This is a genomic window from Chlamydiales bacterium (assembly GCA_016185065.1).
Classification (GTDB): Bacteria; Chlamydiota; Chlamydiia; order Chlamydiales; family Rhabdochlamydiaceae.
The window spans coordinates 146,724-164,614 of record JACPOL010000003.1 but is presented as its reverse complement, the minus strand read 5'-3'; the positions used below and the strand labels follow the sequence as shown (position 1 = coordinate 164,614).

The window sequence follows — 17,891 nt, the reverse complement described above, 5'->3', positions numbered from 1 at the left end:
AAGAAATATGGAAAACAAATTCGACTGGGCTGAATCAGTGAGAGTAAAAAATACGGTGCCTACAAGTTTTCGCCCAGGAGAAATTGTATCAATTTGCGGCATGACAAAGGTCGACTCTAAGGTGCTTGCAGATGTGTATAAAGCTAACCTGGGCGAATGGGTATATACCATTGAATATACAGGAGGCGATGATGCTCAAATTCGCGAATGTCATTTAGAGAAATACGAAGGTGCAAATGGGTTTCATTACGGAGAGTCTGTAAGAATTTCAAAAGATGCCTTGGAAAAATATCATCCTGGAGAGCTTGGATTTATTTGCGGAATGATAGACATAGATTCGGAGGAAGTGGCCGCTGTCTATGATTGCGTAGGAAGTAGATGGTTGTACACAGTGGAACTTATCGATGGCAGTTCTTTGCTTATCCCCGAAAAACTTCTGGAGAAGGATACGAGCTAAATTGGAATTGTTAATGTTTACCCCAAAGTACAGAGTTTTACTTACGAGCAAGTGTTTTTTAGGGGACAAAGTTGTTTGTTTAGGAACTCAGTTGGTTTTGATAATTAATTCTCTTAAGGGTTTTTTGCCGCAACACACATGGTATGGGGCGGATGTTGACGCTGTTGGGAAAGGCGCAAAGAAATATAACCTTAACGACAGCCAATTAAATCCAATCGGGGCGGACTCGCAATTTGTTGAATACTGTGCCGAAATTCAACAATTCATGTGGGGAGTGTTTTTGTGTGTCGATAGCAGCTTTTCATCTCGAAACATTCAAGGTGTTGAACTAGAAACTGAAGATGCGTCATTTCGTCCTATAGATTGTGATGGAGTCCTGTTAGAGATCAGAGCATTCGACACATCTTATTTCGCGATATACGCAGAAGACTTGGTGTTAATTGAAAGAATAGCGAATACATATGACGTAGCGATTGAAAATTGTAAGTCATGATGTATTCTTCTGAGGCCAAAAAGAATCGGATTCTTGTTCACACGTGCTGATGAAAGTTTCCAGCTAAGAACCAGGAGAGAAATATGGCAAACAAATTCACTTGGGGAGATCCGATAGTTATTACTAACAATGCGCCTGATCGCACCCACTGTGGAGAATTTGCATCTGTGTGTGGTTTTTATCAAATTTCGTCTCAAGAAGACGGTGAAGAATTTCAATGCAATATCGGAGATTGGATCTACACAGTTGAGTTTCAGGATGGAAGCGACATCCAAATCGCAGAGCTTTATCTGGAACAATATAAAAAATAAAAACCACAACTGTTTCTAGAAATGAGAAGCGCTACTTCGGCAGAGTGGCGGCGGGATGGAGGGAGGTTTAGAATATTATGATTCTGTTAATAAAATTGGGGCAATCATAGGAGAAAATGGACAAGTTATCACTATCATTCCTGGAAGAGGATAGTCACATGAAAGATATAAGCGAATATGATGAACGTCAGTTAATGTTGATGCTTGAACATCTGAGTTATTTTGAAAACAAACAAATTAATCTAAGTTCTTTGGTTGGTAGTTTAGAATTCCTGCTAAATGCTCTCGAAACAGTTAGTAATGATTGGGAAGAGAAATTCCTAAAAGAAATTACAACTCTAGAAACAACAAATGCGCTAGAAATTATTAAGGAAACAGGAGAGCAGGTTCCAGAAATTCAGAATGAAAAAGGAGAACGTTAATTAATAACTCAATCTACAACCTCAATAGGCTTATTAAAAGCAAATTAATATAATAAAAGCAACAGTTCAAGAAATCGGTATCAAAAAAGTGTTTGTTATCTAGTTAATTTATTACAGGGTCAACCCTAATTTCTTGGAGTGGTGGCGGGATGGAGGGAGGTGTAGAGCTGGCCCATCTGGAAGAAGAGGTTGGAGAGTTCGGAGGCGGAGTTGGCTTGTGTGAGATTGAGCCAGAACTTGTGGCCGAACTTCTGGTTCCAGGTGATGCAGAGCTGCCAGAAGGTGTCGGGGATGGGGCCGTTGAAGGCCCAGGTGAGGAAGTGGGGGATGTCGTTTTCGGAGAGGCCGGCGCGTAGGAGTGCTTTGCGGATGAGGGTGGGGACGCTCTGGGTGGTGCTGGATTTTTCTAGAGGGCTTGGGGAGGATTTCGTGACCATTTTTGTCTCCAGGGTTTGACTCTGAAAGCCGGGATAGTAAAAACGGCGGAAATTAATAGGAAGATGAAATTAATTTGTAATATTCATTAAAGTTTTTGATTTGTTTGGTTTAAAAACTTTAATGATTAGATGAAGTGGAAGATGTCCTTGAGGATGGTGAGGATTACTTCGACGATGATGAGGCCGATGATGGCCCACTCGAGGCGGGAGGAGTGCTGGTGGTTGAGTTCGCTGGTGAGGACTTCGAAGAGTTCGTGGACGACATTGAGGCGTTTGTTGAGGAGTTCGACGCGTTTGGTGACGTCTAGGTAGTGGGCGGTGCGGCGGTAGAAGGGTTCTAGCTCGGGGTGGTTCCAGAAGAATTCGGGGGTATCGAGGATTTCGGAGTGGAGGTTGATGAAGTTGCGCTCGATGAAGATCTCGCCCATTTTCTGGGAGATCTCTTTTCTGGTGAGGGCGATCTTTCCGTGTTTTGCGAGTGAGGAGGGGAGGTGTTTGGTGTGGTCGATGGTCTTCTGGATCATCTCCTCGAAGATGGTGAGCTTGACGGACTGGGCGATGCCGTAGGAGATGGCGAGTTTTGTCTGAGGGCTCTTGTTCTGCAAAATGATCTCATCCTCTTCGATCTTCATGGCTTCGCCGTAGACGAAGGTGAACTCATCGATCTCGGGTCTTGGATGGGGCTCTTTTTCAAAATCTTTTAAGAAGCGGAGGAGCTCCTGCTCCTCGTCGGCGGTGAAGCCCCAGAGGATGACGACTCCATAAGCGAAGTAGAAGGCGTCGCCTTTTACGCGTTTATCTTCGCGGACCTGTGAGTGAATGACGTCGCGATTGAGCTGCGAGGGGACGCGCTTCTGCAATTCTTGTTGGAGGCGGGGCATGTCGTAGGAAGCGGCGGTGCAGTACCCGGTACAGCGCATGGGTCTATCCAAAAAGGCTAATATAGGCTTCTTATACCTTATCCAGAATTAAAACCCAATCTTGGAAAAGTGGCGGGTGGGGGTTCTTTCTCGAAATTTCTTGAACAGATATCCGGAAAATTCGTAGAATCGGGCCTCATTTCTTTGCGAGAGTGGCGGAATTGGCAGACGCGCTACCTTGAGGTGGTAGTGAGGGTAACCTCCTGGGGGTTCGAGTCCCCCCTTTCGCATATCCCTTAATCTCTTCTCTATCTTCCCTTCCAAACAATTAGTTTTAAGAGATATCGACAGGTCGATATCGAGAAAAGCGGCGCCAGGTCGCACGCACTCCAAAAAAGAGAACTTCAAAACTGCTATTTAATTTTGGTGGATGCGGGAGGAGAAGTGTGCTTGCACTTTTTGTGCGAGTTCGGGGGGGACCTGGAGCTGGGCGAGCTTCTGGAAGCTGCGGCCGAAGGTGAGCTCGCGGAAGAGTTCGTGTTCGGCGGGGGTGAGGTGGGGGATGTCGCTCTCTTCGTGGCTAATGAGGCCTTCGAGGAGGAGCATCTTGAGGAGGAAGCTGGAGGTGAGGGTTTGTGGATGGGAGAAGTGGGGGATCTGTTTAAGGCAGCGCTCGAAGAGGGCATAGAGGGCGTGCGAGGGTCTGCCGGGGAGTTGAGAGTCTAGGAGGGTTTTTGCCATGAGGCCTGCGGCTTCGAGGTGTGAGTAGTGGCTGCGGAGCTCTAGGTGCTCGTAGAGGATGCTGCTCTCATGGTAGCGGAGGAGGTCGGATCTGCCGCGTTTGAAGATGTATTGGGCTTGGCAGAAGGGGGTTGTGGCGGAGAGCTTATCGTGGCTGCCTGCCCAGACGCCTTTAACGATGAGGCTGACGAGGCCGTTCTCCTTTGTGAAGACGGTGATGATGCGCTCGCGGTCCTTATATTCCAGGCATTTTAAAACGATGCCTTCGGTCTCTTCCATTCGTACTTGTTCCTTAAAAAGTGGGAAGATGTTAAAACTCTAGCTCTTTAAAAGCACCGATAGCTCAATCGGATAGAGTACCCGGCTTCGAACCGGGTGGTTACAGGTTCAAGTCCTGTTCGGTGCATTCTTTTTTCAATCTATCTGCCTCATGGTTTCTAAACTTCCGATTTTTTGCCACACTCAAAGAAGTTTTTCCGCGGCTGTGCTAGCGCTGCTGGGAAAAGGAGAGCACCACGCGTGCGGGCTCTACCGCGACTGGTTTACTAAAGGGGAGGTCTCTGACGAGGCTCCCTGGATAGAGTCGCAGGCGAGGGGGCTGGTGCGCGAGATGATCTCTTTTACCGACTTCTCTCTGCCGGAGGTCTCTCTTCTGCGCGAAGAGGGGGACACGGTAAAGTATCTTCTGCGTTATGGAGATGGAAGGGAGAGCGAGTCGGTGCTCATTCCGATGCAGTCGGGAATCACGCTCTGCATCTCTTCTCAGGTGGGGTGCAAGATGGGGTGCGCCTTCTGCGAAACGGGAAAGATGGGTCTTCTTCGCTCGCTTTCTGTGGAGGAGATCGTCTCTCAAGTTTTTATTGCAATGCGGGTGTTTAAGCGTCCGGTGCGCAACATCGTCTTCATGGGAATGGGTGAGCCTCTGGACAACTTCGACTGCGTCAAGCAGGCGATTGCGGTGCTGACAGATCCCTGTGGGATGGGCTTTGGGCCATCGAGGATCACGGTCTCGACGAGCGGGGTGCTGGATGGACTCGTGCGTTTCACAAATGAGATCGATCCTGCGGTTAATCTTGCGGTGTCGGTGAATGCGCCGAACGATAGTGTGCGCTCGAGGCTGATGCCGGTGAATAAGCGCTGGGATATGGCGGCTCTGAAAGAGGTGCTGATGCGCTACTGCGAGAATCCGAGGCGGCAGATCTTTGCTGAGTATGTGCTGATCAAGGGGATCAACGATTCGGTTGCAGCGGCAGAGGAGCTGGGGCGCTATTTGGAGGGGCTGCGGGTACGGGTGAATCTCATCGCCTACAATGCGCAGAGCAGGGGCGTTTTTGCGCCGCCGGACGAGGCGGAGATGGACGCCTTTGCTGCGAAAATAAGGGAGATGGGTTATCAGACTCTGGTGCGCCATCCAAAAGGGCGGGGGATCATGGCTGCCTGCGGGCAACTTGGTAAAAGGCAGAAAATCCTTTGCAAAACTTCGAGCTAATGGATATCTTCGAAAATATAGAATTAAAATCGGGATAGGTTAGTCATGGTCGACAAGAACAAGTTCAAAGAAGAAGATGCTGCGGGATATAAGCTCAATGTCTATGGCAAGGGCATTCATGTTACCGAGGCCATGAAGAACTACCTGAGCGATAAGCTGAAGAAGATCGATAAGCTCCACACGCACATCATGGATATCCACGTCTACATGGAGATCCAGCGCCTTGAACACGTGGTGACTATCGTCGCTAAGTTCGAGCATTTTAAAATTAAAGTCTCTGCCGATAGTACCGACATCTATGCTTCTATCGACACTGCAGTCCGCCGTTTGCAGCATAAGATCCGCAGATGGAAGGGGCGCATTCAAGATCACAATGCGAAGAAGCTCACTGCGACAGATGTTCTTGTCAACGTGCTAAATCGTCCCTACGACCTGATTGAAGAGATCAACTCTGAAATCGAGTTCGAAAACAAAAAAAATGAGCAGTATAAGCTTCCAAGTGTGATCGGCACCGAGAAGCTGCGTCTAAAGACTCTCAATATGGAAGAGGCTGTGATGAAGATGGATCTCTCTGGAGACCACTTCCTCGTCTTCCGCGGAGAGGAAGATCAGAAACTCAAAGTGATGTATCGCCGCAGTGATGGCAACTATGGCGTTATCCAGCCAGAGTAGAAAACCAAAGCAGAAGATCTTCGACGAGCTTCGTGGAATTTGGGTTGCTGCAACGGAAGAGGAGATCGTCCGTCAGACTCTGCTGCATCAAATGGTCGGCCTTCTAGGTTATCCAAAAGAGCTTCTTGCAATCGAAAGAGAGATCGGTCTACTTCCTCATCTACAGGGTGTAAAAGTTCCAGATCGCAGGGTTGATATTCTCTGTTTCGGTAGAGGAATCCACCCCGACCACGCCTTATATCCCCTGCTTCTCATCGAGTGTAAAAAAGAGGGGCTTGGCTTCGATGCAAAAGAGCAGCTTCTCGGATACAATAGCTATGTGGGAGCCTACTTCATCTCCATGGCAGCAAAAGATGAGCTCCTATTTGGCTATCCAGATCGGAAGAGCGGAACTTATGCTTTTGCATCCTCACTTCCTCCCTATCAAGAACTTATAAACGCGATAAAGAATGGAAGAGTATAAAGAGACAGACGTCCTCTGCTTTTTTGATGCAGAGATGCACCCGTGCGTGCAGCTCTTCTCTTCGTGGTTGGAAGAGAAAGAGGAGAGGTATCTTCTTTTTCTAAATCGGGGAGATCTTCTCTCTCAATTTCTTGCAGCCAGCCATCCTAAAGTTCGCTTTCTCTCTCTCGATGCAGACGAGGAGCTTTTAAAACAGCAGCTCCAGGAGTTTCTCTTCTTGCGCTTCTCCTATCATGAAGCTGAAAGGGATGAGGCGAAAGAGGCTTTTGCGCGGATTGAGAGATGCAGGGAAGAGGTCAACCTCATCGCTTCAGATTTTAAGGACATGGGAAAGAGGGTCCTCTCCAACTATCTCGAGAACTTTTCTGAGCTTGGAAAGGCAAAGCGCGCAAGCGGCCTGTTTGGGGAGTTTAAGGGAGTGCCTGCGATCATCTGCGGTGCGGGCCCCTCGCTGGGAAGAGAGATAGAGCAGCTGCGCAAGTGGAAGGGGCGCGGGGTGATCTTCGCCGGCGGCTCCTCGCTCAACGTTCTCTCCTCGTTTAACCTGCTTCCAGACCTCACTGCTTGTATCGATCCAGATCCACCGCTGGAGCGCTTCTTGCAGCAGCATGCGATCGAAGCTCCCCTTTTCTACCAGAACAGGGTGTCTCAAGAGCTTCTTGCGCAGGCGCATGGGCCCCGCCTCTGGATGCCAGACAGCGGAAACTACCCGATCGAATCCTGGATGAATGCGCAGGTGGAGATAGATGAGCCCCCCTTCGATGGAGGGTGGAATGTATCGACCTTCTCCCTTGCTCTTGCACGAGCTCTTGGCTGCAGCCCGATTATTCTTGTGGGAGTTGAGCTCTCGACAGATTCTGAGAGGGTCTACGGGGCAGGAGTCGATGAGAAAGTGGGCAGCCAGTTCATCGAAGCTGAAGATGTAGATGGCAGAAGGGTGTATACAAAGCGCGACTGGCAGATGGCAGCGAGCTGGATTCAGCAGTTTGCAGAGGCGCACAAAGATCTGCGGATTGTGAATGCAACGAGAGGCGGGCTTGAGCTGAAAGGAGTTGAGAGAAGCTCGCTTGAGGAGCTACTTAAAACGCATGGCCAGAAGATGGTCGATGTAGAAGCTCTTGTGCATGCGAAGGTTGCGCAGCTGCCGCCTGCGTGCGAAAGAGATCCTCAGGCGGTGAGCCTGGCAGTGAAAGAGAGTTTTTTAAAGTGTGAAAAAATTGTAGATGACTTGCTCACCTTATGCGAAAAGATCTATCCTAATCTTCCCAGCGAAAGAGGAGAGGGAGCTCTGCTAGAGGTTGAGCTAGAAGAGGAGGTTGCATACCAGATGTTTTTTGAGCCTCTCTGGCGGATCTGGCAGCCTCTTTTTACTCGCGATGCAGACGCCTCCCCCTACTTGCATAAACTAATATTTATTAAGAGAACCTGCAATGCACAAAGAGAGATATGAGACTGAAAATGGGCGCCTCACTCTAATCGATGAAGAGCTTGGCCTTCATCTAGAGTGCGCCTTTGATTCTGAGAAGGGTGCGCGCTACACCCACTATCCCGACAAGAAGATCGAAAGCTGCTGCTACTACGATGGAGAGCTCTTGCATGGTCCATCTATCTTCTACAGCAAAACAGGAGTGGTTCTTTCGCGCAGCTGGTATATCAAGGGGGTGCGTCAGGGGAAGATGTGGCAGTACTACACCTCTGGAAGTTTAAGCTCGGTGCAGCGTTATAAAGATGGGCTCCTCACTGGCAAACAGGAGTACTACTACGAAGATGGAAAGATCAAGAGTCTGATCTTCTACGACAGCGGCCATCTTCATGGAGAGCTTCTGCTCTATTACCCCGACGGAAAGCTCAAACGCCACACCTACTATGCGCATGGCAAAAGAGAGGGAACAGACCGCATCTGGAATCCGAAGGGAGTCTTAATTCAGGAGGGCGCGCTGTGCTAAAAGAGCGAGAAGCCCTACTAGAAAAATATCCCGACATCTATTTTTTTCTCTCTTACACCGACTACTCCGCCTATGAGATGACAAGTAGTGCAGATGGCAAAGTGAACGCCGTGCGGAAAAAAGGAAAGACAGAGGAGTTTCTGCACTCTATTTCTGACATCGATGAAGAGGTGAAGCTCTGGGCTGCATCACTTGATCTAGATGACATTGAGATCCTCTATGTTTATGGCGTGGGCTTAGGCTACTGCTATGCGGAAATAAAAAACTGGCTGCACAAGCTGCCTCAGCGGAGAGTTGTTTTTTTAGAAGATGACCTCGGTGCGATTGCTGCCTTCTTTCAGGCAGAAGCAGCCGCTGAGATCACAGAAGATCCGCAGGTAGTTTTGCGCTTCGTGCGCAGCTGGAAGGCAGATCTCGACAATCTAGCACAGACCTTTCCTTGCGCGCACGTTGCAGTAACTGCGCTTCCTGCCTACGCAAAAAAGAGCAGAGCGAAGATCTCGCGCATCCGTCTTCAGCTCCTCCGCAGCAGCTCCTCATTCCACGCGCTCTTCTCAGAGGCCCTCTTTTCGCATAAGCTCTTGCAGAATCTAGCTCCCAACTTGAAGCGTCTGCCTTCCGCTTTCTATGCAAATGAACTGGAAGGTCGCTACCAGGGCGTGCCTGCGATCATCTGCGGTGCAGGCCCCTCTTTGAAATCTGTGATCGGAACACTTAAAACACTTGAAAACCGGGCGCTTATCATCGCAGGTGGATCTGCCATTGCAGCGCTGAGTAATCAAGGAGTTGTGCCGCATCTTGCCATGGCTTTAGATCCGAATCCCGAAGAGTATGAAAGGTTGAAAGCTAGCGCCGCTTTTGAAGTTCCACTCCTTTTTGGCAGTAGATTGCAGCCAGATGTTTTCTCTACATGCAACGGCCCCATTGGCTACCTCAAATCTGATACTGGCGGCCTCTTTGAAAGCTGGATCGAAGAGCGCCTTTCGATAGATGGAGAAGCGATCGGACCCGATCTTGGAAGAGAGGCCTTTTCAGTGACAACACTTGCAATTGCATACGCCTATACCCTTGGCTGCACTCCGATCATCCTCGCTGGCGTCGACCTCGCCTATACTGGCAAGCAGCGCTATGCCGATGGCGTAGTCGCACAGAATGCAATCGATAAAGGCCAGCTGAAAAAAGATAAGCGCTCGACAGATAGGCTGCTCCATCGCAAGGACCGCCTCGGCAATCCTGTAGATACCATGGTGAAGTGGGTCATGGAGTCGGAGTGCATTGGCGCCTATGCTAAAGCTCATCCAGAGAGAGAGTTTTTGAGTGCAACCGAAGGAGGCATCGGCTTTCCCGGCATTGAATACACTCCTCTTGAAGAGATCGCAGAGCAGAAGATGAAACAGACGCATGATCTTCGAGGTAGGATTCACTCTGATATCCAGAACTTGAAGATGACGCAGATCTCAACTCCACGCATTTTTGCCCTCTACGAGCAGCTCAGATTGAGTTTGCGCAGATGCCTCGAACTCTGTGAAGAGATCCTGTATGAGATTAAGTCGGCCCAGACCCCTCTTCCTACCACCAAGATGGCACTGCTCGAGCACGACCTACAGAGTGAAAGTGCGTATGAGGCGCTGATGGCAGTTGCCGTTCCTGCGCTCGACCATCTCCTGCTGCGCTACATGGGGCGGTCGGAAAAAGATAAGGTCGATCAGCAGAGAATTAAGTGGCACCGCGTCAAAGAGATCATTGAGAGCCAACTTCAGACACTTGATAGTGATGGAGCTTGTTCCTAAGCGTTCTCACGCTGATTCCCAGGAGCTTTGCCGTCTGCGTCCGATTATAATTTTGCAGAGCCAGCGTTTCTAGAATGTGGCGTTTTTCTAGCTCTTCCAGAGTGAGGGGGCCCGCATACAAGCTCGGCCCGATCGAGCAGAGGCCCGGCTCTTCCAAGCAGAGATCGCTTGGGGAAATTTCTACCGTGCTGTGCATGACCACCAGCCTTTCGATGATGTTGGCAAGTTCGCGGATGTTGCCAGGCCACGGGTAGTTGAGCATCCTGTTTTTTGCAGCCAGACTTAAGCTCTTTCTAGGCTTCTGGTTCTCAGCGCATAATCTCTCGAGAAAGTGCTCCGCAAGAGGCAGGATATCCTCTTTTCGCTCTCTGAGAGGCGCAAGATGAATTGGCACCACATTGAGCCGGTAGTAGAGATCCTCTCGAAAGATCTTCTGCTCGACAGCTTCTTTCATATTCCGATTCGAGGTCGAGATTAAGCGGACGTCCACCTGTATCGGGTTTGGGCCTCCCACGCGCTCAAACACCTGCTCCTGCACTGCCCGCAGAAGCTTCGTTTGCACCGTGAGGGGAACCTCTGAGATCTCATCCAGAAGCAGGGTTCCTTTATCCGCTTGCTCGAACCTGCCGATGCGCCGATTTACTGCTCCAGTGAACGAGCCCTTCTCATGACCAAAAAACTCAGATTCGATCAGTGTTTCCGGAACTGCCGCGCAGTTGACTTTGATAAAAGCTGCAGAAGCCCTCGGAGACATCAGGTGGATCGCCTCTGCGATCACCTCTTTGCCCGTGCCCGACTCTCCACTGATGAAGACGCTTGCGGAGCTCTGTGCGATTTTAACCACATCGCTCAGGATCTTCTTCATTACGATGCTCTCTGCGATGATCTGGTTCTTTTTCGAGAGACCCGAGGCGGGTATTTCAATTTTATCTAAAGACACGGCGCTCCATTTTTGTGTATATTCTCTTAATAACCGATTTTGGCTTTAATTATATAAAATATATTTTAATGAAAAGACTAGCCGCACTACTTCTGCCCCTACTTGCAGCCGGCTGCTCCAACCTCGAGCAGTCTGAAGATGAGAAGATGCGCAAGCAGAACGCCAAGGGAGAGTACATCCAGCGCCATGAGAGCGAGTACCAGTTTAAGGTCGAAAGCCCCAAGATGCGCGAGCGAGAGAAGTACCCCTGGGAAGAGCCTCAAAAGAGCTCCCAAAAGTGATCTTGCCCTATTTCTTTAGCTTAATATAAGCTGTGATGCCTTCTCTGCATGCCGATGTGGCGAAATGGCAGACGCGGTAGATTCAAAATCTGCTCTGAGCAATCAGGTGCTGGTTCGAGTCCAGTCATCGGCAATAAAAGGCTCCCTAACCGGGAGCCTTTTTCTTGAGAAGAGATTAGCTGGATTTTTGGTCTGAGATCTCTTTGAAGAAGTGGTGGCGCGGCGCCCCATGCTCTTCCCATATTCCGGCATCTTTCATCTTTAGTTTTTTTGAAAGTATTGCTACGGAAGCGCCATTGTCCGTCTTTGCAGTGGCTGCAATTTTGTTAAGAAGGGGTTTGGATACTTGTCCATCTTTATCAGTGATCAGAAATCTATAATCTTCTTGAACTGTTAACGGCGCAAAGTCTTCGACTAGTGCTACTGCTGCCTCTGTTCCATAACCTGAGTTCCAAAAGCGAGCGTTTCCAAGACCTGCTAGCGAGGATTCTCCGGGATTGTCTCCATGGCCCAACACGATGTGACCCACAAATTCCCCGGTCTCTTTTAAGTAGATGGCCATTCCTCCAAAGGGATCTCCGCTCTGCCAACGCTTTATCCAGTTATTGACAAGCTTTGCTGTATCTTCAGGAGACTTTGTTTTTCCTCCCGCAAATTTTTCCATTACTTCTGTATTTCCATACAGAGAGGCGTATAAGGCGTGAGTCTCTTCCGTGGATCTTGGATTATCGTTTTGTGGGCCGAGGGATTCGATATGCAATCTGTCGGTATCGATCGTCGCAGAGAGCTGTCCGCGATCATCTTTATAAAAGCGCACCTCGCAATGGTCGCGATAGTGCAAACTAACCATATTTTTTAATGCAAAAGTCATAAGTACCTCCTCCGGTAAAAACTGCGCGGAGAGAGTAGATCGGAGGCTGCTTAACGCGCAAGCGTGATTAAACTCTGGAATTACTAGAGAGGATTTCGATTTTTTGATCTAATAACTATTCCGACTATAGATTAGGGCTATGGATAAACTGCTGCTTGTTGATGATCACTACTGTTTCGCTTGTGGTATGGAGAATCCGCATGGATTGCGCATACAATGGAAAATTGAAGGTGCCACTACAGTGGCTGAATTCACTCCGGATCGGAAATATCAGGGATGGCAAGGGATTTTACATGGAGGAATCATCGCCACGCTTTTAGATGAGGCGATGACAAGGCTTGCTTGCGAAGTTTGCGGAGGAGCACTAACAGCAGAAATGACCGTGCGTTTCGTGGCGCCTGCTCGCATTGGAGAGCTGCTGACAATCCGAGGGGAGATTATCTGTGAAAAGCGCAGGATCATAGAGATGAGAGCCTCTATCCACTCTTCAGGAGCGTTAATCGCGCACTCTACGGGCAAAGCAGTAAGAATCTAATTATTCTGCGCCGGGCCAAAATTGCGAATTTTTCGACATCTTTTGAGCCCTGGCAATTGCCTTAAAAAAGAAGCCGTTGTTTCCCCTGCAAATATCTGTATTATGTTGATGTAAACCAATAACACGAGAATGCTCGTGCTTTTCAAGGCAGAACTCGATGAACATCAGTGGGACTGAAATTTTTGTAGAAAAACTTCCAGGCACAGGGAGTTTGAATTTTGTTCTGATTCACAATGCGGGCTCAGATCATCGCTTTTTTACCCATCAGCTTGAAACATTGAGAAAGTTTGGCGATGTCATTCAGTTGGATTTGCCTGGTTCTGGCAAGAGTCAACCAATATCCAGCTATACAATGAGAGATTTGTCCTCCATTATTGCCAGGGTTTGTGAAAAATTATCTCTCGAAAATATCTGCCTGATAGGACTCAATAACGGCGCTAATATCGCGATTGATATGGTGCTGAATCACTCTTTGGCAATCGAGAGACTTGTTTTGATTGATCCTCCAATTTTTATGAACAAGTCCTTCGTTAGCGAAATCGATTCTTATATTGAGAGTTTAGAAAAAGCGGAGTTCAATCATCAGTTCGTGGCAGCGTTTGTTGATGCGCTATTTCTCAATACGGATTCTAGCAACAAGGAAATCGCTGCGAGTGCGTTTAATGGCGTAAATAAAAAATCTCTGTCCGGAATTTTTAGAGGGCTCCTTGAATGGGATGCTACATCAGCGGGGATCTTAAAAAAGATTGCCTGCCCAACACTGTGCATTTTAACTGATGAACATCACTGCTCTTATGAAAAGATGCATCGAGAAGCGCCTCAATTTGAAATCGGAAAAGTCGTGGGATCGAAATGTTGGGCTACTCTTGAAGTTCCCGAACAAGTAAACGCTATGATCACCCGTTTTCTAAAAATCCACTCCATGTATACACAAACAACCTGAAAAATCGGGAGTTTGACAAGGAGGCGCCTCAGATTTTTTGTTCGGAGCGAGTGACCATTGCCGAGAGGCAAGGCGCGAGTGAGAACGAAAAATCTGAGGCACAGCCGACGCGGTCAAAAACCGATTCTTCAGGTTGTTTGTGTATAACCGACCGATCGCTATCATGACGCTTTTCTAGAGGGAAGCGTTTTTTATTATTTAAATCATTAATTCTTTTGAAAACTCGTAGCTGATGAGCTGCAGGGGTTCGGTTTTTTTAAAGGCTTTTTCGTCGTGAGAAATCTTTAAAAGCTTCTTTCCGCCATCTTTGGCAATTTGTGCAACAAATTCTAAAACCTCTTTTTCAGAATCTGAAAAAACACTCAGATCGGGTTTCTCGATGCTTTTTAAAATATGGTGACCACCAGAAATCAAGACGCCTTTAGAGAGAAATAACTGATAGATGTTCTGGAACTGATCTGGGCATGGACCATATTCTAAATGGACATATCTGGCGCCGGTTATGCTCGTTCCGTGTTGCTGGTGGTGTTTAAAATCAGCATAAAACATGGCTTTGTTCAAAAATAAAGGGCTTTTCGTAAAGCCGATTAGGTAGCGCACGGCCTGTTTAAAGAGCTCTAAACAAAATGGTCTATTACCACTGTAGATGTCCGATGATTGGCTTTTCCAATGGACTTCAAGAGCGTTCAGTTCTGCGTATGCTTCATCGCACTTCAAACGTATATGGTCATCTTGCACGACATCTTGGACATAATAGGTTTCCCAACGTTTGATGCTCGCTTCTCCAACTTTTAAATAGCTTGCAAAAGCAGCTTGAGACATCCCAAGCAGAGCCCGAAATTTGATAATTTCTTCAGATGTTAAAAGATGGTGCTGCTTACGATATTTATCCGCAGCGCTTCTTCGAAGCACATTCATCTGCTCGCCGTCCATTAAAGGCGTCTGACATTTGGTGCAAACAAATGAAGGCACGACCACCTCAACTTCCTCTCCTTTTATCTCAGGATTAAAGCGGATGTTTTTTGACTCAAATTTTTCACAATCACAATTTAGGCATTTCATTTAATTTTCTCCTTTTTGTTGTGTTGAACGGCTTTGATGTAGAGAGACGTAATAATATCGCTCGTTCTTCAAAACAAATTTGATATACATCTGCTTTGCACATTTGGGACTCCACCAGCTAAAAGCCAGTAATTCAAGCCCAGCTACCGTCTTCTCATAGGACTTTTGCGGAGGTCTTGACCCCCTGTAATCCTTTGGCGAAATCTCCTCAAGCAGCCCCCTAATCAGTTGCCAAACATCATTCGCATCTCCGATATCCAGATCGTTTAACTCGCCGACAGCTTTCGACTGGTTAGCAAACAACCCAGATCGGTTTTTTAGATATTCTTTTGCTTCATTTAGTCGTTTAATTAGCTCTCGATCTGAAGGGCGCCCGCCTTGCATTGCACATCTCTTCATATGTTATAGTGGCATCAAATGATACCATTATACAATAAAAAAGTCAAAAATACATATAATATTTTTGGCTGAATCGAGCTTTTGTTACTTAAAATTAACGACTTATGAAAATTGGAAGCGAGAGAGGGTGACTAGCTGTTTGGCTAGGACTTCGACGGTATTGACGACAGCGAGGGTGTCCGAGAGGGACATCTTCTGGTGAATGAGAGGGAGCTCCGTGCAAGCGATGATGATTCCGTTAATAGAGTGCTCTTTCTGGATTCGAGAGATTATCTTTTTTAGTTCTTGAGCCTGTCTCTCTTCTACTTTGCCTCCGGCAACTTCTCGAATCAATTGATTCACCTGCTGTTGTTCTTTTGGAGAAGGGTAGAGGCATTGGATATCGGACTGTTCGTAAAGCTTTAAGTTGATTGTGGGTTCGGCGGCTAAGATCAATGCTTTTGAAATGTGTTGACGTGTGGCTTCTTTTAATCCTTGCTCCACCAGATTCACGAATCCCTCTTTTGGTAATTCCGGCAGAAATCCGTGAAATGAATTTGAGGCGATGCAGAAAAGAGAAGCGCCGGCTGCTTTAAGTTTCTCTAGGCAGAGAGCGATCTCTTTTTGGATCTTCTCTTTATCTCCTCGTGTAAAAGGATAAGAGACAAGGATGATCTCGGGAAATTCGTTGTAGTCGCTGGCGTTATACTCTTTTTGACAGACTTCCAAGATCGATGTGTAGAGAAAGGCGCTAGCCATAGGTCCAGCGCCTCCGATGATTCCGATTGCTTTATTCGGACCGCTAGCGCTTTGATCTGGCTTTGCCTCACTAGCATCGCTTGTCACCTTTTTACCGCCCCTGTTAATAGGCTTCACAGTCTAGTACTTGCTTTTGTGGTTCTTGTCTCCCTTCTTCTCATTCTTTTGATGCTTATCATCTTTTCGATGTTTGTCATCATTGTCTCGATGGTTGTTCTTGCGGTCGTTCTCCTTATTCCATCTATCATAATCGTCTTCGCTGCTAAACCAGTTAGCTCCATACCAACCAGATCCAAGCCAAATAGAGCTGTTTCCTTTAACCTGCTCTTCCACTTGAGCGCTCTTCTGAGCGCTTACGGCAGAAAGCGATGAATTAAAACCCACCAGACAAAGAGCAACGACTGCTTCTAGATAACGATTCATAAGATTCTCCTTAAAGTGAGTATTTTAACGTCTGCCACCACCACCGTGACCACCGCCATGGCCGCCACTGCGATGTCCTCGGTTGACATTTCCTCGATGATCCCCTCTGCCATCTCCTCGATAGCCATGGCGGTTATAGTTTCCGTGCCACTGGTTGAATTCGGCCTCGTTGCCAAACCAGTAGCCTCCATACCATCCCGGTCCGATCCAGATAGTGTTGGTCTCATACATCTGGTCCTCTACGTCCTGGCTCTTTTGCGAGCTTACAGCAAAAAGAGATGAGCTAGAGCTCAGTAGGCAGATAACGACCGCTCCCATTCTTAAAAAACGATTCATGACACGCTCCTTTGTAGACACCCTCGTACTCGGTGTATATTTAGTCGCTCTTTTTTTTCATAGAAGGTTTGACTAGTGAGTGTGAAAAACTTTTTCGAAAAAGCCTTTTAGTCGATATATTCATGGGCATGTCATTTCATGGTTTATATTCTTTTAAGATCGCTGAGTCGACTGGTCGCATGGCCAATCAAGATTTTGATACGCGCTGGCAAGAGTTTAGCCATCGGGCATGGGTGGGATGCAGGTTGCAGGCTGTTCAGTCGGTGGCCTTAACCGAGCTGTTTTTCCATGGTGGGCTCTGTTTAGGAACAAAGACTGTACGGACATTTGTCTACTGCTGTGTTAAGAGCGCAAAGAACGAGACGCTCTTTGAAAAGAGTCACGCAGATTTAGCAATTAGTGCCGGCGTGATCTTGTATGAAGCGATGTGCGAGCAGTTCAAGAACGTAACGGGTGGAAGAGTCTACGAGGCGAGATAACTAAAATTCAATCAAACGGGTTGTTTTATTTTAACACGTTTTTTTGGCTTTATTGATCGTGGCTTCGTCTGGGATAAGACATATTTGACTCGGCCATTTTTTACAGTAATTTCAACACAATCACGAGTGAACTGAAGCGTTTGTTGATCATCTGCAGATTGAACTTCGTCAAAAATAACGCAAAGCAGATCTCCCTTATCGGAAAAAAAGCCGACGCCTGATCCTTTTTTGGCTTCTACAGCATCACCTTTTGGACCAGAACTCCAAGAGATTGTCAAAGATGCTGAGCCTTCAATCGGATGAAAAAAAACCTTTCCTTTTTTCATGGCTTAACTTCTTTTAAGTCTTTGTGACTGTTTCGAATAGAACTTCCCGTACTATACATGGACGAGAAATAATTTCCCGCTGAAGTTTTCTTTATAATTACAACTAAATATCTTCGATTGTCAAGTCGATAAAATAGATGGTACTGATTTAATTTCTTTTGTTCGAAGATCTTCGTAGGATCCTTCAATATTCTTTAAAGAACTCCTTCCTAAAGAAAGGAGATTCTCTTCGGCTAAGGATAAAAGAGAATATGAATCCCGCCTAGATCCGGCCCTAAAGAGCCGGGATTGCGGCGTGGGGCCGTTCAATAAGCTCTAAAAGAATGTCAGTTGGGAGCATTGAAAAATGTTCATCCATTGCGTGCTTTAACTCGTCTGCCCCGACAATGATTCGGTCTCCAGTGATGGCGGTAATTATGGCAGCAACTCTTCTATTCATGAAACCACCCAAATTTAAATGGTAGATTATGACATAGG

26 protein-coding genes and 3 tRNA genes are annotated in these 17,891 nt (G+C 47.3%); 17 read left to right on the top strand and 12 right to left on the bottom strand.

Going from position 1 to position 17,891, the window contains the following annotated elements:
- The first annotated feature begins 7 nt into the window (after positions 1-7).
- The 4 genes from HYX48_01725 to HYX48_01710 all read left to right on the top strand — a co-directional run bounded on the left by HYX48_01725 (position 8) and on the right by HYX48_01710 (position 1,683).
- Positions 8-457 carry a hypothetical protein gene (locus HYX48_01725; protein MBI2742618.1) on the top strand — a complete coding sequence of 150 codons (450 nt, stop codon included), beginning with the start codon at positions 8-10 and terminating at the stop codon, positions 455-457.
- A gap of 13 nt (positions 458-470) precedes the next feature.
- On the top strand, positions 471-950 hold the full coding sequence (locus tag HYX48_01720) for a hypothetical protein (protein MBI2742617.1): 480 nt from the start codon (positions 471-473) through the stop codon (positions 948-950).
- Positions 951-1,033: 83 nt separating this feature from the next.
- Complete coding sequence (locus HYX48_01715; GenBank protein ID MBI2742616.1) at positions 1,034-1,261, top strand: hypothetical protein; 228 nt, start codon at positions 1,034-1,036, stop codon at positions 1,259-1,261.
- Between the two features lie 116 nt (positions 1,262-1,377).
- Complete coding sequence (locus HYX48_01710) at positions 1,378-1,683, top strand: hypothetical protein (protein ID MBI2742615.1); 306 nt, start codon at positions 1,378-1,380, stop codon at positions 1,681-1,683.
- A 125-nt stretch (positions 1,684-1,808) separates the two neighbouring features.
- On the opposite strand, the gene HYX48_01705 is transcribed toward HYX48_01710, so the two are convergent.
- Positions 1,809-2,120, bottom strand: a complete 312-nt coding sequence (locus HYX48_01705) for a hypothetical protein (protein ID MBI2742614.1) — start codon at positions 2,118-2,120, stop codon at positions 1,809-1,811.
- 125 nt (positions 2,121-2,245) lie between these two features.
- Positions 2,246-3,040, bottom strand: coding sequence for an RMD1 family protein (locus tag HYX48_01700; GenBank protein ID MBI2742613.1), 795 nt, complete (start codon positions 3,038-3,040; stop codon positions 2,246-2,248).
- Between the two features lie 146 nt (positions 3,041-3,186).
- Between HYX48_01700 and HYX48_01695 the strand changes: the two genes are divergently transcribed.
- Positions 3,187-3,270, top strand: a tRNA-Leu gene (locus HYX48_01695).
- Positions 3,271-3,397: 127 nt separating this feature from the next.
- Here HYX48_01695 and recO read toward each other — a convergent pair.
- Positions 3,398-4,000 (bottom strand): DNA repair protein RecO, encoded by a 603-nt coding sequence (gene recO, locus HYX48_01690; protein ID MBI2742612.1) that lies wholly within the window; start codon positions 3,998-4,000, stop codon positions 3,398-3,400.
- A gap of 53 nt (positions 4,001-4,053) precedes the next feature.
- On the opposite strand from recO, the gene HYX48_01685 reads away from it, so the two are divergent.
- The 7 genes from HYX48_01685 (at position 4,054) to HYX48_01655 (ending at position 10,081) form a co-directional block, all read left to right on the top strand.
- Positions 4,054-4,127 (top strand) — tRNA-Arg (locus tag HYX48_01685).
- A 78-nt stretch (positions 4,128-4,205) separates the two neighbouring features.
- Entirely contained in the window at positions 4,206-5,210 is a 1,005-nt protein-coding gene (locus HYX48_01680; GenBank protein MBI2742611.1) for a 23S rRNA (adenine(2503)-C(2))-methyltransferase RlmN, read from the top strand.
- Between the two features lie 45 nt (positions 5,211-5,255).
- Positions 5,256-5,882 carry a ribosome-associated translation inhibitor RaiA gene (gene raiA, locus HYX48_01675; protein MBI2742610.1) on the top strand — a complete coding sequence of 209 codons (627 nt, stop codon included), beginning with the start codon at positions 5,256-5,258 and terminating at the stop codon, positions 5,880-5,882.
- Positions 5,860-6,345 carry a type I restriction enzyme HsdR N-terminal domain-containing protein gene (locus HYX48_01670; protein ID MBI2742609.1) on the top strand — a complete coding sequence of 162 codons (486 nt, stop codon included), beginning with the start codon at positions 5,860-5,862 and terminating at the stop codon, positions 6,343-6,345. The genes raiA and HYX48_01670 overlap by 23 nt, the downstream gene beginning before the upstream one ends.
- Entirely contained in the window at positions 6,332-7,795 is a 1,464-nt protein-coding gene (locus HYX48_01665) for a motility associated factor glycosyltransferase family protein (GenBank protein ID MBI2742608.1), read from the top strand. The genes HYX48_01670 and HYX48_01665 overlap by 14 nt, the downstream gene beginning before the upstream one ends.
- Positions 7,776-8,291 (top strand): toxin-antitoxin system YwqK family antitoxin, encoded by a 516-nt coding sequence (locus tag HYX48_01660; GenBank protein MBI2742607.1) that lies wholly within the window; start codon positions 7,776-7,778, stop codon positions 8,289-8,291. The genes HYX48_01665 and HYX48_01660 overlap by 20 nt, the downstream gene beginning before the upstream one ends.
- On the top strand, positions 8,285-10,081 hold the full coding sequence (locus HYX48_01655) for a motility associated factor glycosyltransferase family protein (protein ID MBI2742606.1): 1,797 nt from the start codon (positions 8,285-8,287) through the stop codon (positions 10,079-10,081). The genes HYX48_01660 and HYX48_01655 overlap by 7 nt, the downstream gene beginning before the upstream one ends.
- Here the strand turns inward: HYX48_01655 and HYX48_01650 are convergent.
- On the bottom strand, positions 10,032-10,946 hold the full coding sequence (locus tag HYX48_01650; GenBank protein ID MBI2742605.1) for a sigma-54-dependent Fis family transcriptional regulator: 915 nt from the start codon (positions 10,944-10,946) through the stop codon (positions 10,032-10,034). The genes HYX48_01655 and HYX48_01650 overlap by 50 nt on opposite strands.
- A 143-nt stretch (positions 10,947-11,089) precedes the next feature.
- Here HYX48_01650 and HYX48_01645 point away from each other — a divergent pair, with 143 nt between their 5' ends.
- Positions 11,090-11,302, top strand: coding sequence for a hypothetical protein (locus HYX48_01645; GenBank protein ID MBI2742604.1), 213 nt, complete (start codon positions 11,090-11,092; stop codon positions 11,300-11,302).
- Between the two features lie 50 nt (positions 11,303-11,352).
- Positions 11,353-11,435: transfer RNA gene (locus HYX48_01640), tRNA-Leu, on the top strand.
- 42 nt (positions 11,436-11,477) lie between these two features.
- On the opposite strand, the gene HYX48_01635 is transcribed toward HYX48_01640, so the two are convergent.
- Positions 11,478-12,173, bottom strand: coding sequence for a GNAT family N-acetyltransferase (locus HYX48_01635; protein MBI2742603.1), 696 nt, complete (start codon positions 12,171-12,173; stop codon positions 11,478-11,480).
- 139 nt (positions 12,174-12,312) lie between these two features.
- Between HYX48_01635 and HYX48_01630 the strand changes: the two genes are divergently transcribed.
- The gene (locus HYX48_01630) at positions 12,313-12,708 is read left to right on the top strand and encodes a PaaI family thioesterase (GenBank protein ID MBI2742602.1); all 396 of its coding nucleotides are present in this window, start codon (positions 12,313-12,315) and stop codon (positions 12,706-12,708) included.
- Positions 12,709-12,865: 157 nt separating this feature from the next.
- Positions 12,866-13,651, top strand: a complete 786-nt coding sequence (locus tag HYX48_01625; GenBank protein ID MBI2742601.1) for an alpha/beta hydrolase — start codon at positions 12,866-12,868, stop codon at positions 13,649-13,651.
- Between the two features lie 198 nt (positions 13,652-13,849).
- Here the strand turns inward: HYX48_01625 and HYX48_01620 are convergent, their stop codons facing one another.
- The 5 genes from HYX48_01620 to HYX48_01600 all read right to left on the bottom strand — a co-directional run bounded on the left by HYX48_01620 (position 13,850) and on the right by HYX48_01600 (position 16,609).
- Positions 13,850-14,713, bottom strand: a complete 864-nt coding sequence (locus HYX48_01620; GenBank protein MBI2742600.1) for a DUF4065 domain-containing protein — start codon at positions 14,711-14,713, stop codon at positions 13,850-13,852.
- Positions 14,714-15,097: a hypothetical protein gene (locus tag HYX48_01615; GenBank protein ID MBI2742599.1), complete on the bottom strand. Its 384-nt coding sequence runs from the start codon at positions 15,095-15,097 to the stop codon at positions 14,714-14,716.
- A 117-nt stretch (positions 15,098-15,214) separates the two neighbouring features.
- Positions 15,215-15,937, bottom strand: a complete 723-nt coding sequence (locus HYX48_01610; protein ID MBI2742598.1) for an aspartate/glutamate racemase family protein — start codon at positions 15,935-15,937, stop codon at positions 15,215-15,217.
- 33 nt (positions 15,938-15,970) lie between these two features.
- Positions 15,971-16,273, bottom strand: a complete 303-nt coding sequence (locus tag HYX48_01605; protein MBI2742597.1) for a hypothetical protein — start codon at positions 16,271-16,273, stop codon at positions 15,971-15,973.
- Positions 16,274-16,297: 24 nt separating this feature from the next.
- The gene (locus tag HYX48_01600) at positions 16,298-16,609 is read right to left on the bottom strand and encodes a hypothetical protein (GenBank protein ID MBI2742596.1); all 312 of its coding nucleotides are present in this window, start codon (positions 16,607-16,609) and stop codon (positions 16,298-16,300) included.
- Between the two features lie 122 nt (positions 16,610-16,731).
- Between HYX48_01600 and HYX48_01595 the strand changes: the two genes are divergently transcribed.
- Positions 16,732-17,088, top strand: coding sequence for a hypothetical protein (locus HYX48_01595; GenBank protein MBI2742595.1), 357 nt, complete (start codon positions 16,732-16,734; stop codon positions 17,086-17,088).
- An 11-nt stretch (positions 17,089-17,099) separates the two neighbouring features.
- On the opposite strand, the gene HYX48_01590 is transcribed toward HYX48_01595, so the two are convergent.
- Complete coding sequence (locus HYX48_01590) at positions 17,100-17,414, bottom strand: hypothetical protein (GenBank protein MBI2742594.1); 315 nt, start codon at positions 17,412-17,414, stop codon at positions 17,100-17,102.
- A gap of 274 nt (positions 17,415-17,688) precedes the next feature.
- Complete coding sequence (locus HYX48_01585) at positions 17,689-17,853, bottom strand: hypothetical protein (GenBank protein ID MBI2742593.1); 165 nt, start codon at positions 17,851-17,853, stop codon at positions 17,689-17,691.
- Between the last annotated feature and the right edge of the window lie 38 nt (positions 17,854-17,891).

What these genes read in the sequence shown, in the direction of transcription:
- HYX48_01605 (MBI2742597.1), bottom strand. Translation starts at nt 16,273, where the DNA reads ATGAATCGTTATCTAGAAGCAGTCGTTGCTCTTTGTCTGGTGGGTTTT.
- HYX48_01720 (MBI2742617.1), top strand. Translation starts at nt 471, where the DNA reads ATGTTTACCCCAAAGTACAGAGTTTTACTTACGAGCAAGTGTTTTTTA.
- HYX48_01710 (MBI2742615.1), top strand. Translation starts at nt 1,378, where the DNA reads ATGGACAAGTTATCACTATCATTCCTGGAAGAGGATAGTCACATGAAA.
- HYX48_01650 (MBI2742605.1), bottom strand. Translation starts at nt 10,946, where the DNA reads ATGAAGAAGATCCTGAGCGATGTGGTTAAAATCGCACAGAGCTCCGCA.
- HYX48_01635 (MBI2742603.1), bottom strand. Translation starts at nt 12,173, where the DNA reads ATGACTTTTGCATTAAAAAATATGGTTAGTTTGCACTATCGCGACCAT.
- HYX48_01645 (MBI2742604.1), top strand. Translation starts at nt 11,090, where the DNA reads ATGAAAAGACTAGCCGCACTACTTCTGCCCCTACTTGCAGCCGGCTGC.
- HYX48_01585 (MBI2742593.1), bottom strand. Translation starts at nt 17,853, where the DNA reads ATGAATAGAAGAGTTGCTGCCATAATTACCGCCATCACTGGAGACCGA.
- HYX48_01700 (MBI2742613.1), bottom strand. Translation starts at nt 3,040, where the DNA reads ATGCGCTGTACCGGGTACTGCACCGCCGCTTCCTACGACATGCCCCGC.
- HYX48_01630 (MBI2742602.1), top strand. Translation starts at nt 12,313, where the DNA reads ATGGATAAACTGCTGCTTGTTGATGATCACTACTGTTTCGCTTGTGGT.
- HYX48_01725 (MBI2742618.1), top strand. Translation starts at nt 8, where the DNA reads ATGGAAAACAAATTCGACTGGGCTGAATCAGTGAGAGTAAAAAATACG.
- HYX48_01660 (MBI2742607.1), top strand. Translation starts at nt 7,776, where the DNA reads ATGCACAAAGAGAGATATGAGACTGAAAATGGGCGCCTCACTCTAATC.
- HYX48_01595 (MBI2742595.1), top strand. Translation starts at nt 16,732, where the DNA reads ATGGGCATGTCATTTCATGGTTTATATTCTTTTAAGATCGCTGAGTCG.
- HYX48_01600 (MBI2742596.1), bottom strand. Translation starts at nt 16,609, where the DNA reads ATGAATCGTTTTTTAAGAATGGGAGCGGTCGTTATCTGCCTACTGAGC.
- HYX48_01665 (MBI2742608.1), top strand. Translation starts at nt 6,332, where the DNA reads ATGGAAGAGTATAAAGAGACAGACGTCCTCTGCTTTTTTGATGCAGAG.
- HYX48_01625 (MBI2742601.1), top strand. Translation starts at nt 12,866, where the DNA reads ATGAACATCAGTGGGACTGAAATTTTTGTAGAAAAACTTCCAGGCACA.
- HYX48_01670 (MBI2742609.1), top strand. Translation starts at nt 5,860, where the DNA reads ATGGCGTTATCCAGCCAGAGTAGAAAACCAAAGCAGAAGATCTTCGAC.
- HYX48_01715 (MBI2742616.1), top strand. Translation starts at nt 1,034, where the DNA reads ATGGCAAACAAATTCACTTGGGGAGATCCGATAGTTATTACTAACAAT.
- HYX48_01615 (MBI2742599.1), bottom strand. Translation starts at nt 15,097, where the DNA reads ATGCAAGGCGGGCGCCCTTCAGATCGAGAGCTAATTAAACGACTAAAT.
- HYX48_01620 (MBI2742600.1), bottom strand. Translation starts at nt 14,713, where the DNA reads ATGAAATGCCTAAATTGTGATTGTGAAAAATTTGAGTCAAAAAACATC.
- recO (MBI2742612.1), bottom strand. Translation starts at nt 4,000, where the DNA reads ATGGAAGAGACCGAAGGCATCGTTTTAAAATGCCTGGAATATAAGGAC.
- raiA (MBI2742610.1), top strand. Translation starts at nt 5,256, where the DNA reads ATGGTCGACAAGAACAAGTTCAAAGAAGAAGATGCTGCGGGATATAAG.
- HYX48_01590 (MBI2742594.1), bottom strand. Translation starts at nt 17,414, where the DNA reads ATGAAAAAAGGAAAGGTTTTTTTTCATCCGATTGAAGGCTCAGCATCT.
- HYX48_01705 (MBI2742614.1), bottom strand. Translation starts at nt 2,120, where the DNA reads ATGGTCACGAAATCCTCCCCAAGCCCTCTAGAAAAATCCAGCACCACC.